The organism is Cohnella sp. WQ 127256 (assembly GCF_024519285.1).
Classification (GTDB): domain Bacteria; phylum Bacillota; class Bacilli; order Paenibacillales; family Paenibacillaceae; genus Cohnella.
The window spans coordinates 94,370-111,175 of the sequence record NZ_JAMZCY010000007.1 but is presented as its reverse complement, the minus strand read 5'-3'; the positions used below and the strand labels follow the sequence as shown (position 1 = coordinate 111,175).

Sequence of the window (16,806 nt, the reverse complement as noted above, 5' to 3'; positions counted from 1 at the left end):
TGGGACACCTCCTAGTCAGCAAAAAAAGGACCCCCTCTTGAGCAGAATTGATCTACTTAAGGGCAGTCCCCGATAGAATTCTATAGGATACCAGAAGGTGTTTACATGGCTCCCCCTGGAGTTCGTTTTAACTTTAACTTATGGCGCCTTTGACTTAAAGTAATGAGTCGTTTCTTCAATTGCTGCTCCCACTCACTATCGCCTATTTCCTTGGCAAACGTAAGCAGATCAAGTGACATGTCGATTTGATTTTGTACAATTTGTATCGGCTCTTCCTCTTCATTGTTTACACAATTCTCATGAAGTGCTTTATCCGATTCATCTACGTAATCGTGGAAGTCGACTTCTGATGCTCCGTCCCCATGGGCATACTCAGCTAATATTTCGTATTCATTTTCCACTAAGTAATGTACTTCAATACGATGACATACTGGACAAAATAAGATCGGCACGTTATGAATCCGAGTCCGAACATGCTTTAATGTTCCCTTTGTTCCAATCATGCTGGCTCCACAGCAAAAGCTCATCGCCTTCCCTCCTTCAAATCAGCATCACCCTTATTCTTCTCACTATATTCTCTATCCATCTACGCAATTCCTGCTGCATTTATTTCCATTTGGGCAAAAAGCTCCTCGGAACCATGTTCCGAGGAGCTTTCATATATAGGGTTAATTGTGATTACACAACTAGGTTTTTGTCGCCAGCTTTCCAGTTCATCGGGCACAATCCGCCGGATTGCAATGCTTGAAGTACGCGAAGTGTTTCTTCAACACTGCGGCCTACATCATTATGGTTAACAACTTGATATTTCAATTCGCCTTCTGGATCGATGATGAACAAACCGCGCAATGCAATTCCTTCTTCTTCGATAAGAACGCCATAGTCACGAGCAACTTGCTTCGTAATATCAGCAGCAAGTGGGAAGTTCAATTGGCCAAGACCGTTGTCGTTCTTAGGTGTATTGATCCAAGCGCGGTGGCTATGCTTGCTATCGATACTAACGCCAAGAACTTCAGTGTTCAAGCCAGAGAACACGCTAGTTGCTTCGGAAAGTGCTGTGATTTCTGTAGGACATACGAAAGTGAAGTCTAGAGGATAGAAGAAAAATACCAACCATTTGCCTCTGTAATCGGAAAGAGATACTGTACCAAAATCTTTACCATCGCCAGTCGCTGTATCCATTGTGAAATCTGGTGCCGGACGACCTACTAAACGCTCTGCCATCTTTAAATTACCTCCTGCAAGCCCAGCCTTATTGCTAGTGCTTTCTGTGTATTGCTCACTTTAAAATCCTAACATTCGAGGACAAGCTAGTCAAGATGATAACAATTCCTTTTTTAGAATTATTATAAACAATTTTCGAATTAGCGAGTCATTGCTGCTACGATTAAGTCACCCATAGCCGTTGTGCCAATTGCTTTGCTCTTATCTACCGCGATATCGCCTGTGCGATGTCCAGCATCTAGTACGTTCTTAACAGCCGTTTCAATCGCAGTAGCCGCTTCCTCGTAACCAAATGTCAGACGGAACATAAGGGCAACTGAAAGGATTGTAGCAATCGGATTCGAGATGCCTTGGCCGGCGATATCAGGTGCGGAACCGTGTACCGGCTCGTATAATCCAAAGCTACCCTCGCCCAAGGAAGCAGAGGACAGCATACCGATTGAACCTGTCAACATAGCTGCTTCATCACTTAGAATATCTCCGAACATATTTTCCGTAACGATTACGTCGAAGCTCGAAGGACGACGTAGCAATTGCATAGCGCAGTTATCCACGAGTACGTGCTCCACTTCAACATCCGCATATTCAGGAGCGATCCGGTTAACGGTTTCTCTCCACAGACGTGAAGTTTCAAGTACGTTCGCTTTATCAACGGACGCAAGACGTTTGCTGCGCTTCTGAGCAACCTCGAAAGCTTGGCGAACGATACGTTCGATTTCGGTTACGTTATATACACAAGTATCAACTGCTTCTTCTCCTTGCGGCCCTTCACGACGGAACTTCTCTCCGAAGTAGATACCGCCAGTAAGCTCACGAACAACAATAAGATCAGTGCCTTCAAGTACTTCAGGCTTCAATGTCGAAGCATCCTTAAGGCAATCAAATACGACTGCAGGACGAATGTTAGAGAATAGACCTAAAGCTTTACGAATTCCGAGCAAGCCAGTTTCCGGGCGAAGCTCCTTCGAATTGTTATCCCATTTCGGTCCACCTACAGCACCAAGAAGAACAGCATCTGCTTTACGACACATTTCAAGCGTATCTTCCGGCAAAGGCGTGCCTCTCTCGTCGATAGCAATACCGCCGAACAAGCCGTGCTCAAGCTCGAATTTATAGCCGAACAATTCCTCCGAACGTTTTAGTACCTTTTCAGCTTCTGCAACAACTTCAGGACCAATTCCGTCACCAGCGATAACGGCGATTTTTTTAACTTCTGACATAGTTATCATTCACTCCAATTTTGGGTATAAGTTTGTCCATTGAGACTATCTCTCAATTGTAGTACATTTGACCCCATTGGCAAAATAGATAAAAACTATCGTTTCTATAGATATCACCTATCGGTATTTACTCGCATAGAAAAAGCGCATACCTCTCGGTACGCGCTCATTCAGCTAAGCTTGTTCCTAACCTTTTACCAAGACGCTTTGCATCGCTTGATTCAACCGCTTCATTCCTTCTACGGTACCAGCAAAATCGTTATGCGTAAAATTAAGGCGCAGCGTATTTTTCTTCGCACTATCATCCGTGAAGAATGAAATTCCTGGGACGAATGCAACACCAAGATCAACAGCTGTCTTGAGTAGCTCCGCAGTATCTATCGACTCCGGAAGCTCCAACCAGAAGAACATACCGCCTTTGGGTTCATTCCATGTCACACCTGGCCACTGCTGCTCATGGAGTAATTCTGCCATCTGGCGCATACGTGCCTCGTATTCCTTGCGGACGAATTCGATATGACCATCAAGATCGAAGTGTTCCATCAATTGGTATAGTGTCTGCTGGTCAAGGGAGCTGGAATGTAAATCAGCCGCTTGCTTAGCGCGTGCCATGTTACGGATAATTTCTGAATCAGCCATGACCCAGCCCGTGCGCAACGCTGGTGCTACGGTCTTGGAGAAGGTGCTCGTGTATACGACACAAGATCCTCCAGGATGCTGATCTAAAGAAAACAGCGACGGATAAGTTACCGAAGCATCTCCAAATTTCAGCTCGCCATACGGATCATCTTCAAGGATAAGACTTTCGCTCTCCCTACAGAGCTTAAGCACTCCCTTACGACGCTCCATACTCCATGCCTTACCCGTTGGATTGGAGAACGTGGGAATCACATACACCATTTTCGGACGATATTTCTTCAGCTTGGCGGCTAAGTCATCCAGATTCATCCCATTCTCATCTGCATCTACAGAAACCAATGTAGCGCCATAGGAACGGAATACTTGTAAAGCCGACAAATATGTCGGTCTCTCTACGAGGATCACGTCACCTGCATCGATATAAATCCGAGTCAGCAGATCAATGGCTTGCTGCGAACCGGTAGTCAATAGCATATCGTCAGGCGTGACCGTTACACCTTTATTCACCATCCACTTACAGATGCTCTCACGTAAAGGTAAGTACCCTTCCGTCAAACCATATTGGAGTGCTTTATTACCCGCAGCCAGTACTCGTTCGAATGCTTCTCCAATTGCTGCAACTGGAAAATGCTCCTCAGCGGGTAGCCCCCCTGCGAACGAAATAATTGATTTTTTCTGAGTTAGCTTTAGAATTTCACGTACGGCTGAGGAGGAGAAAGTGTCCAGTCTCTTCGAAAAATGATAGTTCATCCGATGTTCCTCATTTCTGAGCTATTAGATCAACGTGACGTTGTCGCGACGATTGCGAGTTGGAGCATTGCGCTTGTCGATAAGGCGATTTAATGCGTCTACATAAGCTCGGGCACTAGCTTCTAGAATATCTGTACTGACCCCACGGCCTTGTGCAGATGAATCTCCTTGCTTAAGCACAACATGGACCTCACCTAGTGCATCAGTGCCATCCGTTACGGATTTGATCGTATAATCATCAAGCTCGACGACCTCACCGGTAAGCGCATCAATGGCCTGATAGATCGCATCTACCGATCCATTCCCTTCAGACTCATGCTTCACGATGCCTTTAACTGTTTTGAGCGTAACTACAGCAGTAGGAGTGGCATGGCTATCGAAGGCTACGACTAATTGCTCTAATGCGAATACTTCCGGTGTTTCCACAATTTTCTCTTCGAGGAGCGCCCTAATATCCTCATCACTTACGTTTTTCTTGCGATCTGCCAAGTCCTTGAACTTGCCAAATGCGGCGTTCACTTGCTCTTCTGTCAGCTTCTCGTAACCAAGATCAATTAGCTTCTCACGGAATGCATGACGTCCAGAGTGCTTGCCTAGAACTAGCTTGCTGTCCCGTAGGCCGATCGTATCTGGAGAAATGATCTCGTATGTCGTTTTTTCCTTCAGCATGCCATCTTGATGAATACCGGATTCATGAGCAAACGCATTCGCACCAACAATCGCTTTGTTTCCTGGTACAACCATCCCAGTTAGTTTGCTGACCAATCGACTTGTACGCGCAATTTCCTTCAGGTTCAACGTTGTTGTCGCTTGGAAATATTCAGCACGCGTTGCAAGCGTAAGTGCAACTTCCTCTAGGGAAGTATTACCCGCACGTTCACCGATTCCGTTAATTGTACCTTCAATCTGATCCGCGCCATTAAGGATCGCAGCCAATGCATTAGCTGTCGCCATGCCAAGGTCATCATGACAATGCGCAGACAATTGAATACGTTCAATGCCTGGTACGGTTTCCTTCAACACTTTAAAGATGTTACCGAACTCATGTGGCGTTAAATAGCCCACTGTGTCGGGAATATTAACAACTGTCGCTCCAGCATTAATCGCCATCTCAGTGACTTGGCAAAGAAAATCGATTTCAGTACGTCCAGCATCTTCTGGGGAAAATTCAACTTTATCAAAATATTGCTTAGCATAACGAATCGCTCGATCCGCCGCTTCAAGAACTTGCTCCTTCTCCATACGCAGCTTGTGCTTACGATGGATCGGTGAAGTCGCCAAGAACAGGTGAATACCTGGGTCCTGCGCACCTTTAAGAGCTTCCTTAACCGCATCGATATCTGGCTCGCGCGAGCGCGCCAAACCAATAATCGTAGCGTTCTTAACGGCTTTAGCAACTGCGTTAACCGCTGCCAAATCTCCAGGTGACGCTGCCGGAAAACCTGCCTCAATTCGATCTACGCCCAACTTTTCAAGCTGCAGGGCAATTTCTACCTTTTCCTGAGTGTTCAGGTTAACTCCAGGAGACTGCTCTCCGTCACGGAGTGTTGTATCGAAAATATAAATTTTACGCATAAAGGGACACCCCACCTCCTAAATCATTGTTGAATATTTCATATGATTATATCACAGTGCGCCTTTAACGCTCCAGCTGTTTTAAGTGTAATACGACGAGTCTCTGAGCAATAATGAACAAATTTTACAAAGAAACCTCGGCCCGAGGGTCGAGGTTTCTTCATACTCATGCTTTTGTATTATTTTTTGATCCAGTGCATCATACCACGTAGTTGAGCGCCGACAACTTCGATCGGGTGCTCAGCTTCGTTACGGCGAGTAGCTGTAAGGAATGCGCGTCCGGATTGGTTCTCAAGGATAAAGTCGCGAGCGAATTTACCTTGTTGGATATCTTCAAGCACGCGTTTCATTTCTTTCTTCGTCTCGTCAGTTACAACACGAGGTCCGGTAACATAGTCACCGTACTCAGCTGTATTGGAGATGGAGCTACGCATGGAGGACAAGCCACCTTCGTACATCATATCAACGATCAGCTTCAGCTCGTGCAAGCACTCGAAGTAAGCCATTTCTGGAGCATAGCCTGCTTCAACAAGCGTTTCGAAACCTGCTTTAACAAGTGCAGTAGCACCGCCACAAAGAACAGCTTGCTCACCGAACAAGTCCGTTTCAGTTTCTTCACGGAAGGAAGTTTCGATAACTCCCGCGCGAGTACAACCGATACCTTTAGCATAAGCCATACCGATTTCGAATGCTTTGCCTGTACCATTCTGGTGGATAGCGATAAGTCCCGGTACGCCGAAACCTTCAACATAAGTACGACGAACCATGTGACCTGGGGATTTAGGAGCCACTAGAAGAACGTCAGCATCCTCAGGAGCTACGATTTGACCAAAATGTACGTTAAAGCCGTGGGAGAACATAAGAGCTGCGCCTTTTTTCAGGTTCGGCTCGATTTCGTTCTTGTAAACGCTAGCTTGCGTCTCATCCGGCATAAGGATTTGAACAACGTCTGCTTTACGAGTAGCATCAGCAACGGAAAGTACCTCGAAGCCATCATTACGAGCGCTGTCCGCAGATTTACCATTGCGAAGACCGATAATAACATTCAAACCACTGTCGCGAAGGTTTTGCGCTTGCGCATGACCTTGGCTACCGTAACCGATTACCGCGATTGTTTTGCCTTTAAGAACGCCTAGATCAGCGTCTTTCTCATGAAATAAATTAACTGCCATTAGATTGTTCCTCCTTAAAATAATTAAATATGATATTTTGTCGACCCTCGAAGCGGGCGTTCCAAAGGAGAATGGAGGATGGATATTCTCCCCTCGAACACCCGCTCCGAGCGGGTAAGTGCAATGACTAACTCTTAACTATCTAACGCCTCTGTTCAGCGCTGTTATTCCTGTCCGCGAAAGCTCGCGAATACCATAAGGCTTCAATAGCTCTATCATAGCATCAATCTTCTCTGAATCGCCGACAACCTGAACAATCAAAGTTGAAGGACCAATGTCAACTACCGCAGCGCGGAACGTTTCTACGATACCCAGAATTTCTGGTCTCGAGGAAGGCTCTGCTCCGATTTTGATCAGGCCAAGCTCTCGGCCAACCATCGGATTTCCACTCACATCAATGACCTTTATCACGTCGATGAGCTTGTACAATTGCTTCTGAATTTGCTCCAGCGTATGATCATCGCCAGTCGTGACGATGACCATACGGGACAAACCTGGTTCTTCGGAGGAACCTACTGTAATGCTATCAATGTTGAAGCCACGGCGGCCGAACAGGCCTGAAACCCGTTGCAGCACGCCCGGCTGGTCGTTAACAAGTATCGCTATCGTATGTTTACGGTTCATTCGGAATCCCCCATAATCATCTGATCGATCGTGCTTCCTTGAGTAACCATAGGATACACGTTCTCGTATTTGCGAACAACGAATTCAACGACTGCTGGGCCAGGATGCGCCAACGCTTCATTCCAAACCCGGAGAGCATCCTCCTTGTTTGTCGCGCGATAGCCTTTAACGCCATAGGCTTCTGCAAGCTTCACGAAGTCAGGGCTTCCAGCAAGATCAATGTGGCTGTAGCGATTGTCGTAAATCAGCTCCTGCCATTGACGAACCATTCCGAGCACCTGATTGTTGATGATGACGACTTTAACCGGAATGTTGTTGATCGCGCAAATCGCAAGCTCCTGGGCACACATCTGCATGCCGCCATCCCCATTAATGGAAACAACCGTTCTTCCGGGATTACCCATTTGAGCCCCGATAGCCGATGGAAAACCAAAGCCCATCGTTCCTAGACCACCTGAAGTTACCCATGAACGTGGTTTATTAAACGGATAATATTGAGCAGCCCACATTTGATGTTGGCCTACATCAGTTGTAACGATAGCGTCGCCGTTTGTTGTTTCGTGAATCATCGAGATGACCCATTGCGGCTTTAACTCCGTATCCGAATCAATATATTTGAAAGGCTTCGCTGCCTTCCACTCCTGAATTTGCTTGCGCCATGCATCCGCTTTACTGGAATACTTCGCAATCGCATTCGCTTGCTCAAGAGCCGCTTTCACATCGCCCACAATTGGAATGTCCGTAGGCACGTTCTTCCCAATTTCCGCTGGATCGATATCAATATGGACAATCTTTGCATGCGGTGCAAAGCCAGCCAGCTTACCCGTTACACGATCATCAAACCGTGCACCAATGTTAATAAGCAGATCGGCTTGTTGGATAGACGTATTCGCTGTCCATGTTCCATGCATACCTGGCATACCCATATGCAATTCATGTCCGCTTGGGAAACCACCCAACCCTAGCAATGTAGTTGTTGTCGGAATGCCCGTCTTCGTAATGAATTCGAGTAGCTCCTCGTGAGCCCCTGAGTAAACAACTCCTCCACCAGCAAGAATAACCGGCTTCTCCGCTTGCTCGATCGCACGAATCATTTTTTCCACTTGATTCTTATTCGGATGAACAGTTGGGTTATACCCACGCAAGTTCACCTCATTAACCGGCTGGAATAATGTCTTCTCAGCAGATACATCTTTCGGTATATCGATAAGAACTGGACCCTTACGCCCACTATTAGCAATATGGAAAGCTTCGTGGATGATGCGAGGCAGATCCTCTGCCTTGCGCACGAGATAGCTATGTTTAGTAATTGGAAGCGTAATGCCTACGATATCTGCTTCTTGGAAAGCATCCGTACCGATCAAAGTTGTAGCTACGTTACCCGTAATGACAACTAGTGGCACCGAATCCATATAAGCAGTTGCGATTCCCGTGACAAGGTTCGTTGCCCCCGGTCCCGATGTCGCTATACAAACGCCTACCTTACCGGTAGAACGTGCATAACCGTCTGCTGCATGAATAGCTCCTTGCTCATGGCGTGTCAGAAGATGCTGGAAGTCTGAAAAGCCGTGCATCGCATCGTAGATAAACAATACTGCGCCACCTGGATAACCAAAGACGCACTCTGCTCCCTCCAGTAACAAACTGCGTAGCAGTATTTCAGATCCTGAGAGTACTTCCGGCTTACTCCACTTCTCAATCAATTCTTGTTTCGATTTCATTGTAACTCCTTGTGCACTCATCCTTTTTCCTCCTTTACACGTAATACGGCTGCGCCGACACTTAGTCGGCGGTACTTACATCATTTAATTGTACAAAAAAAGCCTTCCATCCCAACGCCAATAATGGCTGTCTTGGGACGAAAGGCTGTTGCTTCCGCGGTACCACCCGAGTTTGCCGAACACCTCACGGTGACGGCCTTATAAAGTATGCGCCTTCGATTAGAATGCTTCATACCTTAAGCGCAATAACGTGCGCCATTCCGATTCTCCCTAGTGTGCCTTATTGGCGGTTCAGGGGAATAGCTCCGAGGAGACTTCGCTAACAGGGATTAAGGTATCGGTTGCAGCTAATCCGACACTCTCTGAGCATAAGAGCCCTATTGCTTTTTCCTCATCATAGCAATTTATTGTTCAGTCGATTTAGCATTTATTATATTCTTCGCCAAGCCATTCGTCAATACACATCTTAGCCGTTACCGTTCAAATGACTTGTTCATACGTTGTAATATCAGAATTCTTCCAAGCACTAGGCCGTGCTTAATGACTTGAACCGGGGAGGCGCCCCACTTGATTCGATGGAGACAACCACGGGACGACAACGGTATTGTTGAGCTTATTCGCACACAATTGGTCCCAATTTCACCCTGGCAGCATCCTGGAGATAGTAAGCTACGTAATGAAATCACCCAACGTCTTCGCAGAGGGGCAACTTTGGTCGTCGCTGACTCTCGGAGAAGATCACCAATCGCCTTCTTGCATATGGAGTTTCACAATAAGACAGTACTCATTGATTTATTAGCAGTCCATTCTCGTTATCAGAATAAGCATTGGGGATCCGAGCTCATGCAGCGGGCAGAAAAATATGCTCGCAAGAAGGGCTATACGATGTCTCATGTATTTGTAGACGAGGATAATATCCGCGCACTCAAGTTTTATCTGCGTCTCGGTTATAATATCCTACAATCGATTCCTCCATTAAAAGTAATCGAGTTAACTAAATCTTTAGCGCCTTACTCCCCTTATGAAGGTGAAGCTTGAAAAAAGCGGACCGATCTACACAGATCGGTCCGCTTTTCACTTACCCGCAGATTCAATCGTTCAGATTACCACCAGCCTCCGAACCCACCACCAAAGCCATCAAAGCCGCCAAATCCACCGAAGCCGAATGGTTCGGTATCGACTGCAAGTAAGTCAAATAGGACAAGAGGTATAAATGCTTTTGTTTGTACCTTTTTGCCTTTAGGCTGCTCTACTACCAGTTGATTGCCTTGAATACGAACTAGCTTGCCAGATACAACAGATCCATCTTTACGAACCGCATAAATTTGTTTACCCACGAGTTTTCTCACTTGTGAGCTTGTCACACGCGACATATTTGACACTCCTTCCTCAACCACCATCAGATACGAACGGCGGAATAACAATCCATCACTTGTTCAGATTGTCATCTCCGTTGTCCTGTAGCTTATGTGCCAGGAGCGTGTCGTGCTTGTACCTCTGTCCGTTAGCGAGAAAATGGGACAGCTATTCTGCTTCGAACAACACAAGATCAAATGCCGCCTGTCCTTCCTGTTGAATCGACTGCAATATCTCTTCCAAGCTCTTCTGCCCGTCCAAGGCGGCCGCGACTTCGCGATTAATGATCGGGTTCAGAGTTTGCGAGAGAAAGAATGGCGGGATCAAGGAAGGGGTTTCCAGTGCAGCCATGGAGGGTGGCACAACCTTCGTTTCATAGAACGGCTGCAGGCTACGACCATACCTCTCTGTTCCAACATCCGTGTGGCTTGAGAGCTGAGGCACCGATTTGGACAAAAGCTTTAACGTAGGGGTTTCGTTCATGTAATGCACATATCTCCATGCCGCATCGGTGTTCCGAGCATCGCGATAAATGGCATAAATCGGACTTGGATAATAAGGCCAGCTTTTTCTGTGGTCGAGAGAAACCGTCTGTGATACAACGCCCCATTCGAATGGAGCATTATTCTGATCCAATTTCTCCATAAGCGCAGCTGGAGCAGAGAACATGGCAACCCGCCCTTCCAAGAAGGGTGTTTCCCCATTTGCTTCTGTATCTCCCATACGTACTTCTCCGTCATTCGCCGCAAAAGACATTGATTGGGTAGAGAAAGCTTGAATAAGTCTTTCCAGCAATGGACGCCACTCCGCCTTGTCTAACGTCAGCCGATTTCCCTCGAACAAGGAAAGTCCCTCAATGGAGGAAAAATAATCTAAATAATAGCCAGGGGTTGAAAATTCCCGATGATGATAGCCGTAGATTTGTCGACCATCGTCTGCTTTATTCGGAAACCGCGAAGCCAACTGCAGCATATCTCCCCAGGTCATCCCATCCTTCGGTAGTGGGATCCCATACTTGTCGAACATTGATTTGTTATAATACAACGCTGAAGGATCAAAGAAAGGTGATAAGCCATATAGTTCGTTTGGCTCCCCAGGATACTTCAGCAAGGACAAGACTGACGGTTGAATAGCGTTCAGATCAAGCTTCTCTTTTCGAGTCAATGAATTCATATCTAATAGCAACCCAGAGGACACCAACTTGTAATAATCGAACAGGCTACTTATTGCTATGACATCAGGCTTCTCCGAGTCGAGTAACTTAAGATAACCTTCCCAATCCGCGGGAGCAACAAGCTCGGAAGAATTCACGTAGGTAACTTCATCATCCGCGTGTGACTGCTCGTACAGCCCGCCCCCGTAAAACATGTCGAAGGAAGCTTTATCGAAGCTGCTAAGCAGCTTAAAATTGCCCGACTCAATTGTCTCGTCACCGCCTGAGCATCCGACAAGCAGAGTAGCGAGCAGAAGCATGACCGCAAATATCCTAAGCTTCTTCATTGCTCTGCTCCTCATTTCCAGTAGATATTAGAGGAAGGTATCGAGAGCTATCGACCTTATGTACATAAATAAAATTTTGGGTGACTAAGCGAGTGCGCAAAGCCTTATCACAGCCTGCTGCTAACGGTGGTTTCCGCACATTGGTCAATTCCTCGTAAGCACACATAATTTTCACCACCTTTCTCATGAAAACGTTTTACAACCTTTTTGATTATATCATTTTGTTGAGTATTTTTTTACATTTATTAGATAATTTACCTCTGATGGCTAATTAAAATAAAAGAACATCAACATAAAAAAACCACACCTTCAGCCACTCAATAAAGAGTGGAATGAAGATGTGGCTCTATCATTAACAATTAAGCGTTAATTTTAGCTTTTGCAGCGCCAGCTAGCGAGTTGAACGCATTGATATCGTTAACTGCTAAGTCAGCAAGGATTTTGCGGTTTACTTCAATGCCAGCCAATTTCAGGCCGTGCATCATTTTGCTGTAAGTCAAGCCATTTTGGCGAGCTGCAGCGTTAATACGCACGATCCACAATTTGCGGAAGTTCCGTTTCGTCTGACGACGGTCACGGTATGCGTACATAAGGGATTTCATTACTTGCTCTTTAGCTTTCTTAAACAGGCGATGTTTCGCGCCCCAGTAACCTTTTGCTAACTTCAACATTCTATTGCGACGACGGCGCGTTACGAATCCGCCCTTGACTCTTGCCATGATTCATTACCTCCCGGAAGTGTTCATATGACGATTTATTTCAAGTTTGCAAGCTGTTGCTGCATACGGCGAACATCGCCTTGAGCTACCAGCGGTTGAGTACCTAATACACGTTTTGCACGTCCCGATTTGTGGGAGAGCAAGTGGTTTTTGTAAGCTTTGAAGCGCTTGACTTTACCAGTTCCAGTAATTTTGAAACGATCTTTCAAGCTGCTATGTGTTTTCATTTTAGGCATGAATTGTATCCTCCTGTCAGTGGGCTTTCGGAGCCAAAATCATAATCATGCTGCGGCCTTCCAGCTTAGGCATGCGCTCTACTACACAAATTTCTGCTACTTCATTTGCCACTCGTTCCAAGATCTTCTGTCCGAGCTTGGCATGCGTAATTTCGCGACCGCGGAACCGCACGGAGCATTTCACTTTATCGCCGTCATTCAAAAATTTCACAACATTGCGAAACTTCGTTTGGTAGTCATTCTCTTCAATGTTTGCACGAAACCAAACTTCTTTGAGGTCGACAATTTTTTGATTCTTCCGAGCTTCCTTATCCTTCTTCTGCTGCTCATAACGGAATTTGCCATAGTCCATGATGCGACATACAGGCGGTTTAGCCTGCGGCGCTACGTTAACTAGATCAAGATTCGCGTCAATGGCCATCTGCATAGCTTCACGAAAAGGTTTGATGCCGATTTGTTCGCCTTCAGGGCCGACCAGTCGGACTTCCTTCGCCCGGATTTCCTCGTTGAGTTGATGATCCTTGCTAATAATGTTCCACCTCCGAAATAGAATGCCGAGTGTTTGTTGAAAACAAAAAAATACGAGTCGCATTGACCCGCATCCTAGTCCTAACGTTATCGGTCATATCTGGAAACCGAAGCTTCCTGTATCCCCGTATCGTCGGCTACGCATACCCATCAGCCAAAGCCGATCAGGTGAGAAGCGGGTGCTTCTGCTTGTGCGTGCTGAATAATTTTCATGAATCAGTCACGACGACCAATATATCATGTTCCTTCTATAATGTCAAATTCATTTTACAAAAAGATCTGAAAGATCTCCTAGGCATCGACACTTGTACACAAGCCGGACCGACCTCATGTCCTAAGACTTGAGTCCGGTCCGGCTTGTGAACTGCGAATAGGGACTTACATTTGTTTACCTTGTACTTCTTCTAACCGTATGACTCGTGTATGCTCAGTGTGACTCCAAGTTTTGTTGTTCTGTGTGAAGAAGGCATAGAACGCAATTGGCCACCAGGACAAGAAGAACACAGGGAATAACAGTAGCTTCAAGTACATTTTCCAATGTACTCTCTCCATAAGCATAGCAATTGGACATTGCAGATAACCGTAGAGCACGATCGACAGCGACAAGCCTAACGGCATCTTCGCATAGATCGATGTCAGATGGGGATCTCCCGGTAGCATCACATCAAACCAGAGCGCCATCGTTATCAGGAACCCTAGAAGATAAATAAACGCGTTAAAAATATACAGCGCTGCATCAATCTTCACCAGACTACGTTCCCTAATTCCTTGCCATAATAGAGGAAGCATGTAACGACGCGACACGTCGAAATGTCCCTGCATCCAACGAAGACGTTGACGAGCTGAAGCTCTGAAAGTAATTGGCTTCTCATCATATACTCGTGCATCATAATTAAATTTAGGGTAGATTCCTCTTTGAATACAACGAACTGTAAATTCCAAATCTTCAACTAAGCTCGTTGCACCCCAGCCCATATCCTTTAGCAGCTTTGTTTCGAAGCACATTCCTGTGCCTCCAAGAAAGTTAGATAGCTTCAGGTTATAGCGAGGTAATTGCCATAGACGATTACAGAACCAATAAGTAATCCCGTTCGCCGCACTGATCCAAGAATCGTGTGGATTTTTCGTATCCAGGTACCCCTGAATAACACGATGTCCGTTGCAAAGATCCTCATTCATATATTGAAGGAAGTTCGTTGCCACAAGATTGTCGGCATCGAACATAACGATTGAATCGTATTGTCTCGGATGCTTCCACAATTCCTTAAGCATCCATTCGATCGCAAACCCTTTGCCACGTTCGTTCGGGTTAGTTCTCTCGAAAGCATGTACACCCTCATACTTGCGCGTAATTGCTGCTGTGTTATCCGTGCAGTTATCACAAATAACGAAAATGTCGAACAGCTCGCGAGGATAATCCATTTTCAACAAATTTTCAATGAGCGCCCCAACGACGGCTTCCTCATTGTGAGCGGCCACGAGCAACGCAAATGACTTGGTCGGCTTGTGTGTTAACCGTTCTTTCCTGCGATACCAGCCGAAAAACGACAGAATGATTTGATACACTCCGATTGCGGCAGCAAGCCCTTGAACAACTAGAAGCAGATTGTTAAACATATTCAGTTGTACCCCCTAGATCCCTTTTTCTTTTTCTCTGTTTTTTCTCTCTGTTTTCTCTGTCTGTTTTTTCTCTCTGTTTTCTCTGTCTGTTTTTCTAATTCATTCTTCTTATTTTAGTAAGTCCCCCTCCGAAAATGACCTTCTTGATTCTCTTCTGTTTAAACCTATTTGTCAAAAGGGTATTGTACCCAAATTGGCCGCTTTACAGCCAAGAGGAGCGATCTTAGTAACAAGGCTACATATGTAGCAGGAATTACTACGTCTGAACGCTGATTTCCATCGATTTCCGCTCGTTTTCTATCTAGAGGCCTATACGCTGATCACAACAAGTTCATATTCGACACGGATATTCTTATGCTCGGCTCATATAGCCAATGCAAATATCTCCATAAAAGCTTGCCCAATCCTTGTAGTTTGTAACACAGTAATTCACACACACAATTAATACTGGCGTGACAATACTATTGTATTCTAGATCTAGGAAGAGAAAAATCAGTCCATGAGAGGCTGGTAGCCTACTCAAAAAAAAAGGGGTGGAAGTATGAGCCGAATATTCCGTATGCTACAGGAAGTCGAACGCCCATTATTCCTACATGTCAACATTCGTTGGAACCGCTCCGCCTTGAACTGGCTCTTTCACACCTTATCGCTTATAGCTGGAGCAACATTCAGTCTATGTATTTCTCTTGCTGCGGGTATACTCGCTCCAGAGCCTTGGAGTCACACAGGCTGGCTTGCTTTCACCGCAATCATAGTCAGTCATCTCCCTGTCGCCATCGCGAAAAAGAGTGCACCCCGGCTTCGGCCCTACCAGGTCTTCCCTAAGATCAACACGAATCGTCGCCCCCTTAAGGATCCTTCATTTCCTTCTGGTCATACAACTGCTGCCTTCGCGATGCTGACACCTTGGATGCTCGTTGAACCTATTCTCATCCCGGTTCTTCTGCCCATCGGAATCGGAGTTGCCTTATCGCGTATTTACTTCGGACTTCACTTCCCTAGCGATACCCTTGCAGGGGCTATGTTAGGAACATCTACGGTCCTTCTGCTCTCCATCTGGTTCTAATGCACTAGAAACATAAAAAACGGTCGTACCCGGCTCTCACTCGGGTACGACCGTTTGCTTTATTCGTCGTCAGAATCTAACTCAGAGTCCTCGCCAGATTCATAATCCTTAGTTGTCCCTCTACGGAACTGTTCCTCAAGGTCCTCTGCCACAAGACGTCTATGCTCCTGTTGGACCTTTTCTCCAATAACAGCTTCGAGCCTGTAAATGGGCATTCCCTTGCCAACAAACTTCGTCTCATATTCCGTCAGTACGAGATCCTCACGAATACCATGCCGATGTAAATCTAAGGAGATGTTACGCATTTGGTACTCAATATCGGAAAAGCTGTTCAGAGAAAATTCGAACAAGCTTAGGGAGTCCGTCTTGAAATGAATTTCACCGATATCACTTAACGCCTGCTTGTACTTCATTAAGAATCGAGGGTGCGTGAGTCTCCGTTTGCCATGCTTCGACTTCGGCCACGGGTCACTAAAGTTCAAATAAATGCGCTCCAGCTCACCAGGATCAAACATTTTATCCAGAAACTCTACATTGCCACGAACAAGTGCCAAATTGGGCACTTCATCTACACCTTTTTCACTTTTCCATAAAGTGCGCGCCTTTTCACAGCCTCTTCGCAACAATTCATCGTAAATATCCATCCCGATGTAATTCGTTTCTGGGTTATTGCCACTCATCCGACTAATGAATTGACCTTTGCCCATGCCGCATTCGATGTGGATCGGGTTATTGTTACCAAAAAACTCGTGCCAACGACCTTTCCATTGCTCGGGCTCCAGTACGACCAGGTCTGGCTGCTGCTCCAAGCTTTCTCGAATATTTTTTCTACCACGAAGTCTCATACTCATCCCTA

The 16,806-nt window shown here is 45.9% G+C and carries 17 protein-coding genes; 2 read left to right on the top strand and 15 right to left on the bottom strand.

Annotated features, from left to right (window positions below; all coding sequences use genetic code 11):
* Nucleotides 1-101 precede the first annotated feature (101 nt).
* The 8 genes from M1K58_RS20660 to ilvB all read right to left on the bottom strand — a co-directional run bounded on the left by M1K58_RS20660 (nt 102) and on the right by ilvB (nt 8,946).
* On the bottom strand, nt 102-527 hold the full coding sequence (locus M1K58_RS20660; protein WP_256760780.1) for a hypothetical protein: 426 nt from the start codon (nt 525-527) through the stop codon (nt 102-104).
* A gap of 151 nt (nt 528-678) precedes the next feature.
* Nucleotides 679-1,224 carry a peroxiredoxin gene (locus M1K58_RS20655; RefSeq protein WP_256760779.1) on the bottom strand — a complete coding sequence of 182 codons (546 nt, stop codon included), beginning with the start codon at nt 1,222-1,224 and terminating at the stop codon, nt 679-681.
* 140 nt (nt 1,225-1,364) lie between these two features.
* Nucleotides 1,365-2,444 carry a 3-isopropylmalate dehydrogenase gene (leuB, locus tag M1K58_RS20650; RefSeq protein WP_256760778.1) on the bottom strand — a complete coding sequence of 360 codons (1,080 nt, stop codon included), beginning with the start codon at nt 2,442-2,444 and terminating at the stop codon, nt 1,365-1,367.
* Between the two features lie 186 nt (nt 2,445-2,630).
* Nucleotides 2,631-3,833 carry an aminotransferase-like domain-containing protein gene (locus M1K58_RS20645; RefSeq protein WP_256760777.1) on the bottom strand — a complete coding sequence of 401 codons (1,203 nt, stop codon included), beginning with the start codon at nt 3,831-3,833 and terminating at the stop codon, nt 2,631-2,633.
* A 24-nt stretch (nt 3,834-3,857) separates the two neighbouring features.
* Nucleotides 3,858-5,408, bottom strand: coding sequence for a 2-isopropylmalate synthase (locus M1K58_RS20640; RefSeq protein ID WP_256760776.1), 1,551 nt, complete (start codon nt 5,406-5,408; stop codon nt 3,858-3,860).
* Nucleotides 5,409-5,587: 179 nt separating this feature from the next.
* On the bottom strand, nt 5,588-6,580 hold the full coding sequence (gene ilvC / locus M1K58_RS20635; RefSeq protein WP_256760775.1) for a ketol-acid reductoisomerase: 993 nt from the start codon (nt 6,578-6,580) through the stop codon (nt 5,588-5,590).
* A gap of 138 nt (nt 6,581-6,718) precedes the next feature.
* Entirely contained in the window at nt 6,719-7,204 is a 486-nt protein-coding gene (gene ilvN, locus M1K58_RS20630) for an acetolactate synthase small subunit (RefSeq protein ID WP_256760774.1), read from the bottom strand.
* Entirely contained in the window at nt 7,201-8,946 is a 1,746-nt protein-coding gene (ilvB, locus tag M1K58_RS20625; protein ID WP_256760773.1) for a biosynthetic-type acetolactate synthase large subunit, read from the bottom strand. Before ilvB ends, ilvN begins: the two co-directional genes overlap by 4 nt.
* Before the next feature lie 546 nt (nt 8,947-9,492).
* On the opposite strand from ilvB, the gene M1K58_RS20620 reads away from it, so the two are divergent.
* Nucleotides 9,493-9,963 (top strand): GNAT family N-acetyltransferase, encoded by a 471-nt coding sequence (locus tag M1K58_RS20620; RefSeq protein WP_256760772.1) that lies wholly within the window; start codon nt 9,493-9,495, stop codon nt 9,961-9,963.
* A gap of 65 nt (nt 9,964-10,028) precedes the next feature.
* Here M1K58_RS20620 and M1K58_RS20615 read toward each other — a convergent pair whose 3' ends face one another.
* The 6 genes from M1K58_RS20615 to M1K58_RS20590 form a co-directional block, all read right to left on the bottom strand.
* Nucleotides 10,029-10,298 (bottom strand): hypothetical protein, encoded by a 270-nt coding sequence (locus tag M1K58_RS20615; protein WP_256760771.1) that lies wholly within the window; start codon nt 10,296-10,298, stop codon nt 10,029-10,031.
* Between the two features lie 151 nt (nt 10,299-10,449).
* Nucleotides 10,450-11,781, bottom strand: a complete 1,332-nt coding sequence (locus tag M1K58_RS20610) for an ABC transporter substrate-binding protein (RefSeq protein ID WP_256760770.1) — start codon at nt 11,779-11,781, stop codon at nt 10,450-10,452.
* Nucleotides 11,782-12,140: 359 nt separating this feature from the next.
* Nucleotides 12,141-12,500 carry a 50S ribosomal protein L20 gene (rplT, locus tag M1K58_RS20605; RefSeq protein WP_256760769.1) on the bottom strand — a complete coding sequence of 120 codons (360 nt, stop codon included), beginning with the start codon at nt 12,498-12,500 and terminating at the stop codon, nt 12,141-12,143.
* A 35-nt stretch (nt 12,501-12,535) separates the two neighbouring features.
* Nucleotides 12,536-12,736, bottom strand: a complete 201-nt coding sequence (gene rpmI, locus M1K58_RS20600) for a 50S ribosomal protein L35 (protein WP_144704106.1) — start codon at nt 12,734-12,736, stop codon at nt 12,536-12,538.
* Between the two features lie 16 nt (nt 12,737-12,752).
* Nucleotides 12,753-13,328, bottom strand: coding sequence for a translation initiation factor IF-3 (gene infC / locus M1K58_RS20595; protein WP_256760768.1), 576 nt, complete (start codon nt 13,326-13,328; stop codon nt 12,753-12,755).
* 314 nt (nt 13,329-13,642) lie between these two features.
* Nucleotides 13,643-14,881, bottom strand: a complete 1,239-nt coding sequence (locus tag M1K58_RS20590; protein WP_256760767.1) for a glycosyltransferase family 2 protein — start codon at nt 14,879-14,881, stop codon at nt 13,643-13,645.
* Nucleotides 14,882-15,425: 544 nt separating this feature from the next.
* Here M1K58_RS20590 and M1K58_RS20585 point away from each other — a divergent pair.
* Nucleotides 15,426-15,950, top strand: a complete 525-nt coding sequence (locus tag M1K58_RS20585; RefSeq protein ID WP_256760766.1) for a phosphatase PAP2 family protein — start codon at nt 15,426-15,428, stop codon at nt 15,948-15,950.
* Nucleotides 15,951-16,009: 59 nt separating this feature from the next.
* On the opposite strand, the gene trmB is transcribed toward M1K58_RS20585, so the two are convergent.
* Complete coding sequence (gene trmB / locus M1K58_RS20580; protein ID WP_256760992.1) at nt 16,010-16,795, bottom strand: tRNA (guanosine(46)-N7)-methyltransferase TrmB; 786 nt, start codon at nt 16,793-16,795, stop codon at nt 16,010-16,012.
* Between the last annotated feature and the right edge of the window lie 11 nt (nt 16,796-16,806).

Bases quoted from the DNA above. Each gene is read 5' to 3' on its own strand.
- ilvB (WP_256760773.1), bottom strand. From the start codon at position 8,946: ATGAGTGCACAAGGAGTTACAATGAAATCGAAACAAGAATTGATTGAG.
- M1K58_RS20660 (WP_256760780.1), bottom strand. From the start codon at position 527: ATGAGCTTTTGCTGTGGAGCCAGCATGATTGGAACAAAGGGAACATTA.
- rplT (WP_256760769.1), bottom strand. From the start codon at position 12,500: ATGGCAAGAGTCAAGGGCGGATTCGTAACGCGCCGTCGTCGCAATAGA.
- M1K58_RS20655 (WP_256760779.1), bottom strand. From the start codon at position 1,224: ATGGCAGAGCGTTTAGTAGGTCGTCCGGCACCAGATTTCACAATGGAT.
- ilvC (WP_256760775.1), bottom strand. From the start codon at position 6,580: ATGGCAGTTAATTTATTTCATGAGAAAGACGCTGATCTAGGCGTTCTT.
- ilvN (WP_256760774.1), bottom strand. From the start codon at position 7,204: ATGAACCGTAAACATACGATAGCGATACTTGTTAACGACCAGCCGGGC.
- leuB (WP_256760778.1), bottom strand. From the start codon at position 2,444: ATGTCAGAAGTTAAAAAAATCGCCGTTATCGCTGGTGACGGAATTGGT.
- rpmI (WP_144704106.1), bottom strand. From the start codon at position 12,736: ATGCCTAAAATGAAAACACATAGCAGCTTGAAAGATCGTTTCAAAATT.
- trmB (WP_256760992.1), bottom strand. From the start codon at position 16,795: ATGAGACTTCGTGGTAGAAAAAATATTCGAGAAAGCTTGGAGCAGCAG.
- M1K58_RS20640 (WP_256760776.1), bottom strand. From the start codon at position 5,408: ATGCGTAAAATTTATATTTTCGATACAACACTCCGTGACGGAGAGCAG.
- M1K58_RS20615 (WP_256760771.1), bottom strand. From the start codon at position 10,298: ATGTCGCGTGTGACAAGCTCACAAGTGAGAAAACTCGTGGGTAAACAA.
- M1K58_RS20585 (WP_256760766.1), top strand. From the start codon at position 15,426: ATGAGCCGAATATTCCGTATGCTACAGGAAGTCGAACGCCCATTATTC.
- M1K58_RS20645 (WP_256760777.1), bottom strand. From the start codon at position 3,833: ATGAACTATCATTTTTCGAAGAGACTGGACACTTTCTCCTCCTCAGCC.
- infC (WP_256760768.1), bottom strand. From the start codon at position 13,328: ATGCGACTCGTATTTTTTTGTTTTCAACAAACACTCGGCATTCTATTT.
- M1K58_RS20610 (WP_256760770.1), bottom strand. From the start codon at position 11,781: ATGAAGAAGCTTAGGATATTTGCGGTCATGCTTCTGCTCGCTACTCTG.
- M1K58_RS20590 (WP_256760767.1), bottom strand. From the start codon at position 14,881: ATGTTTAACAATCTGCTTCTAGTTGTTCAAGGGCTTGCTGCCGCAATC.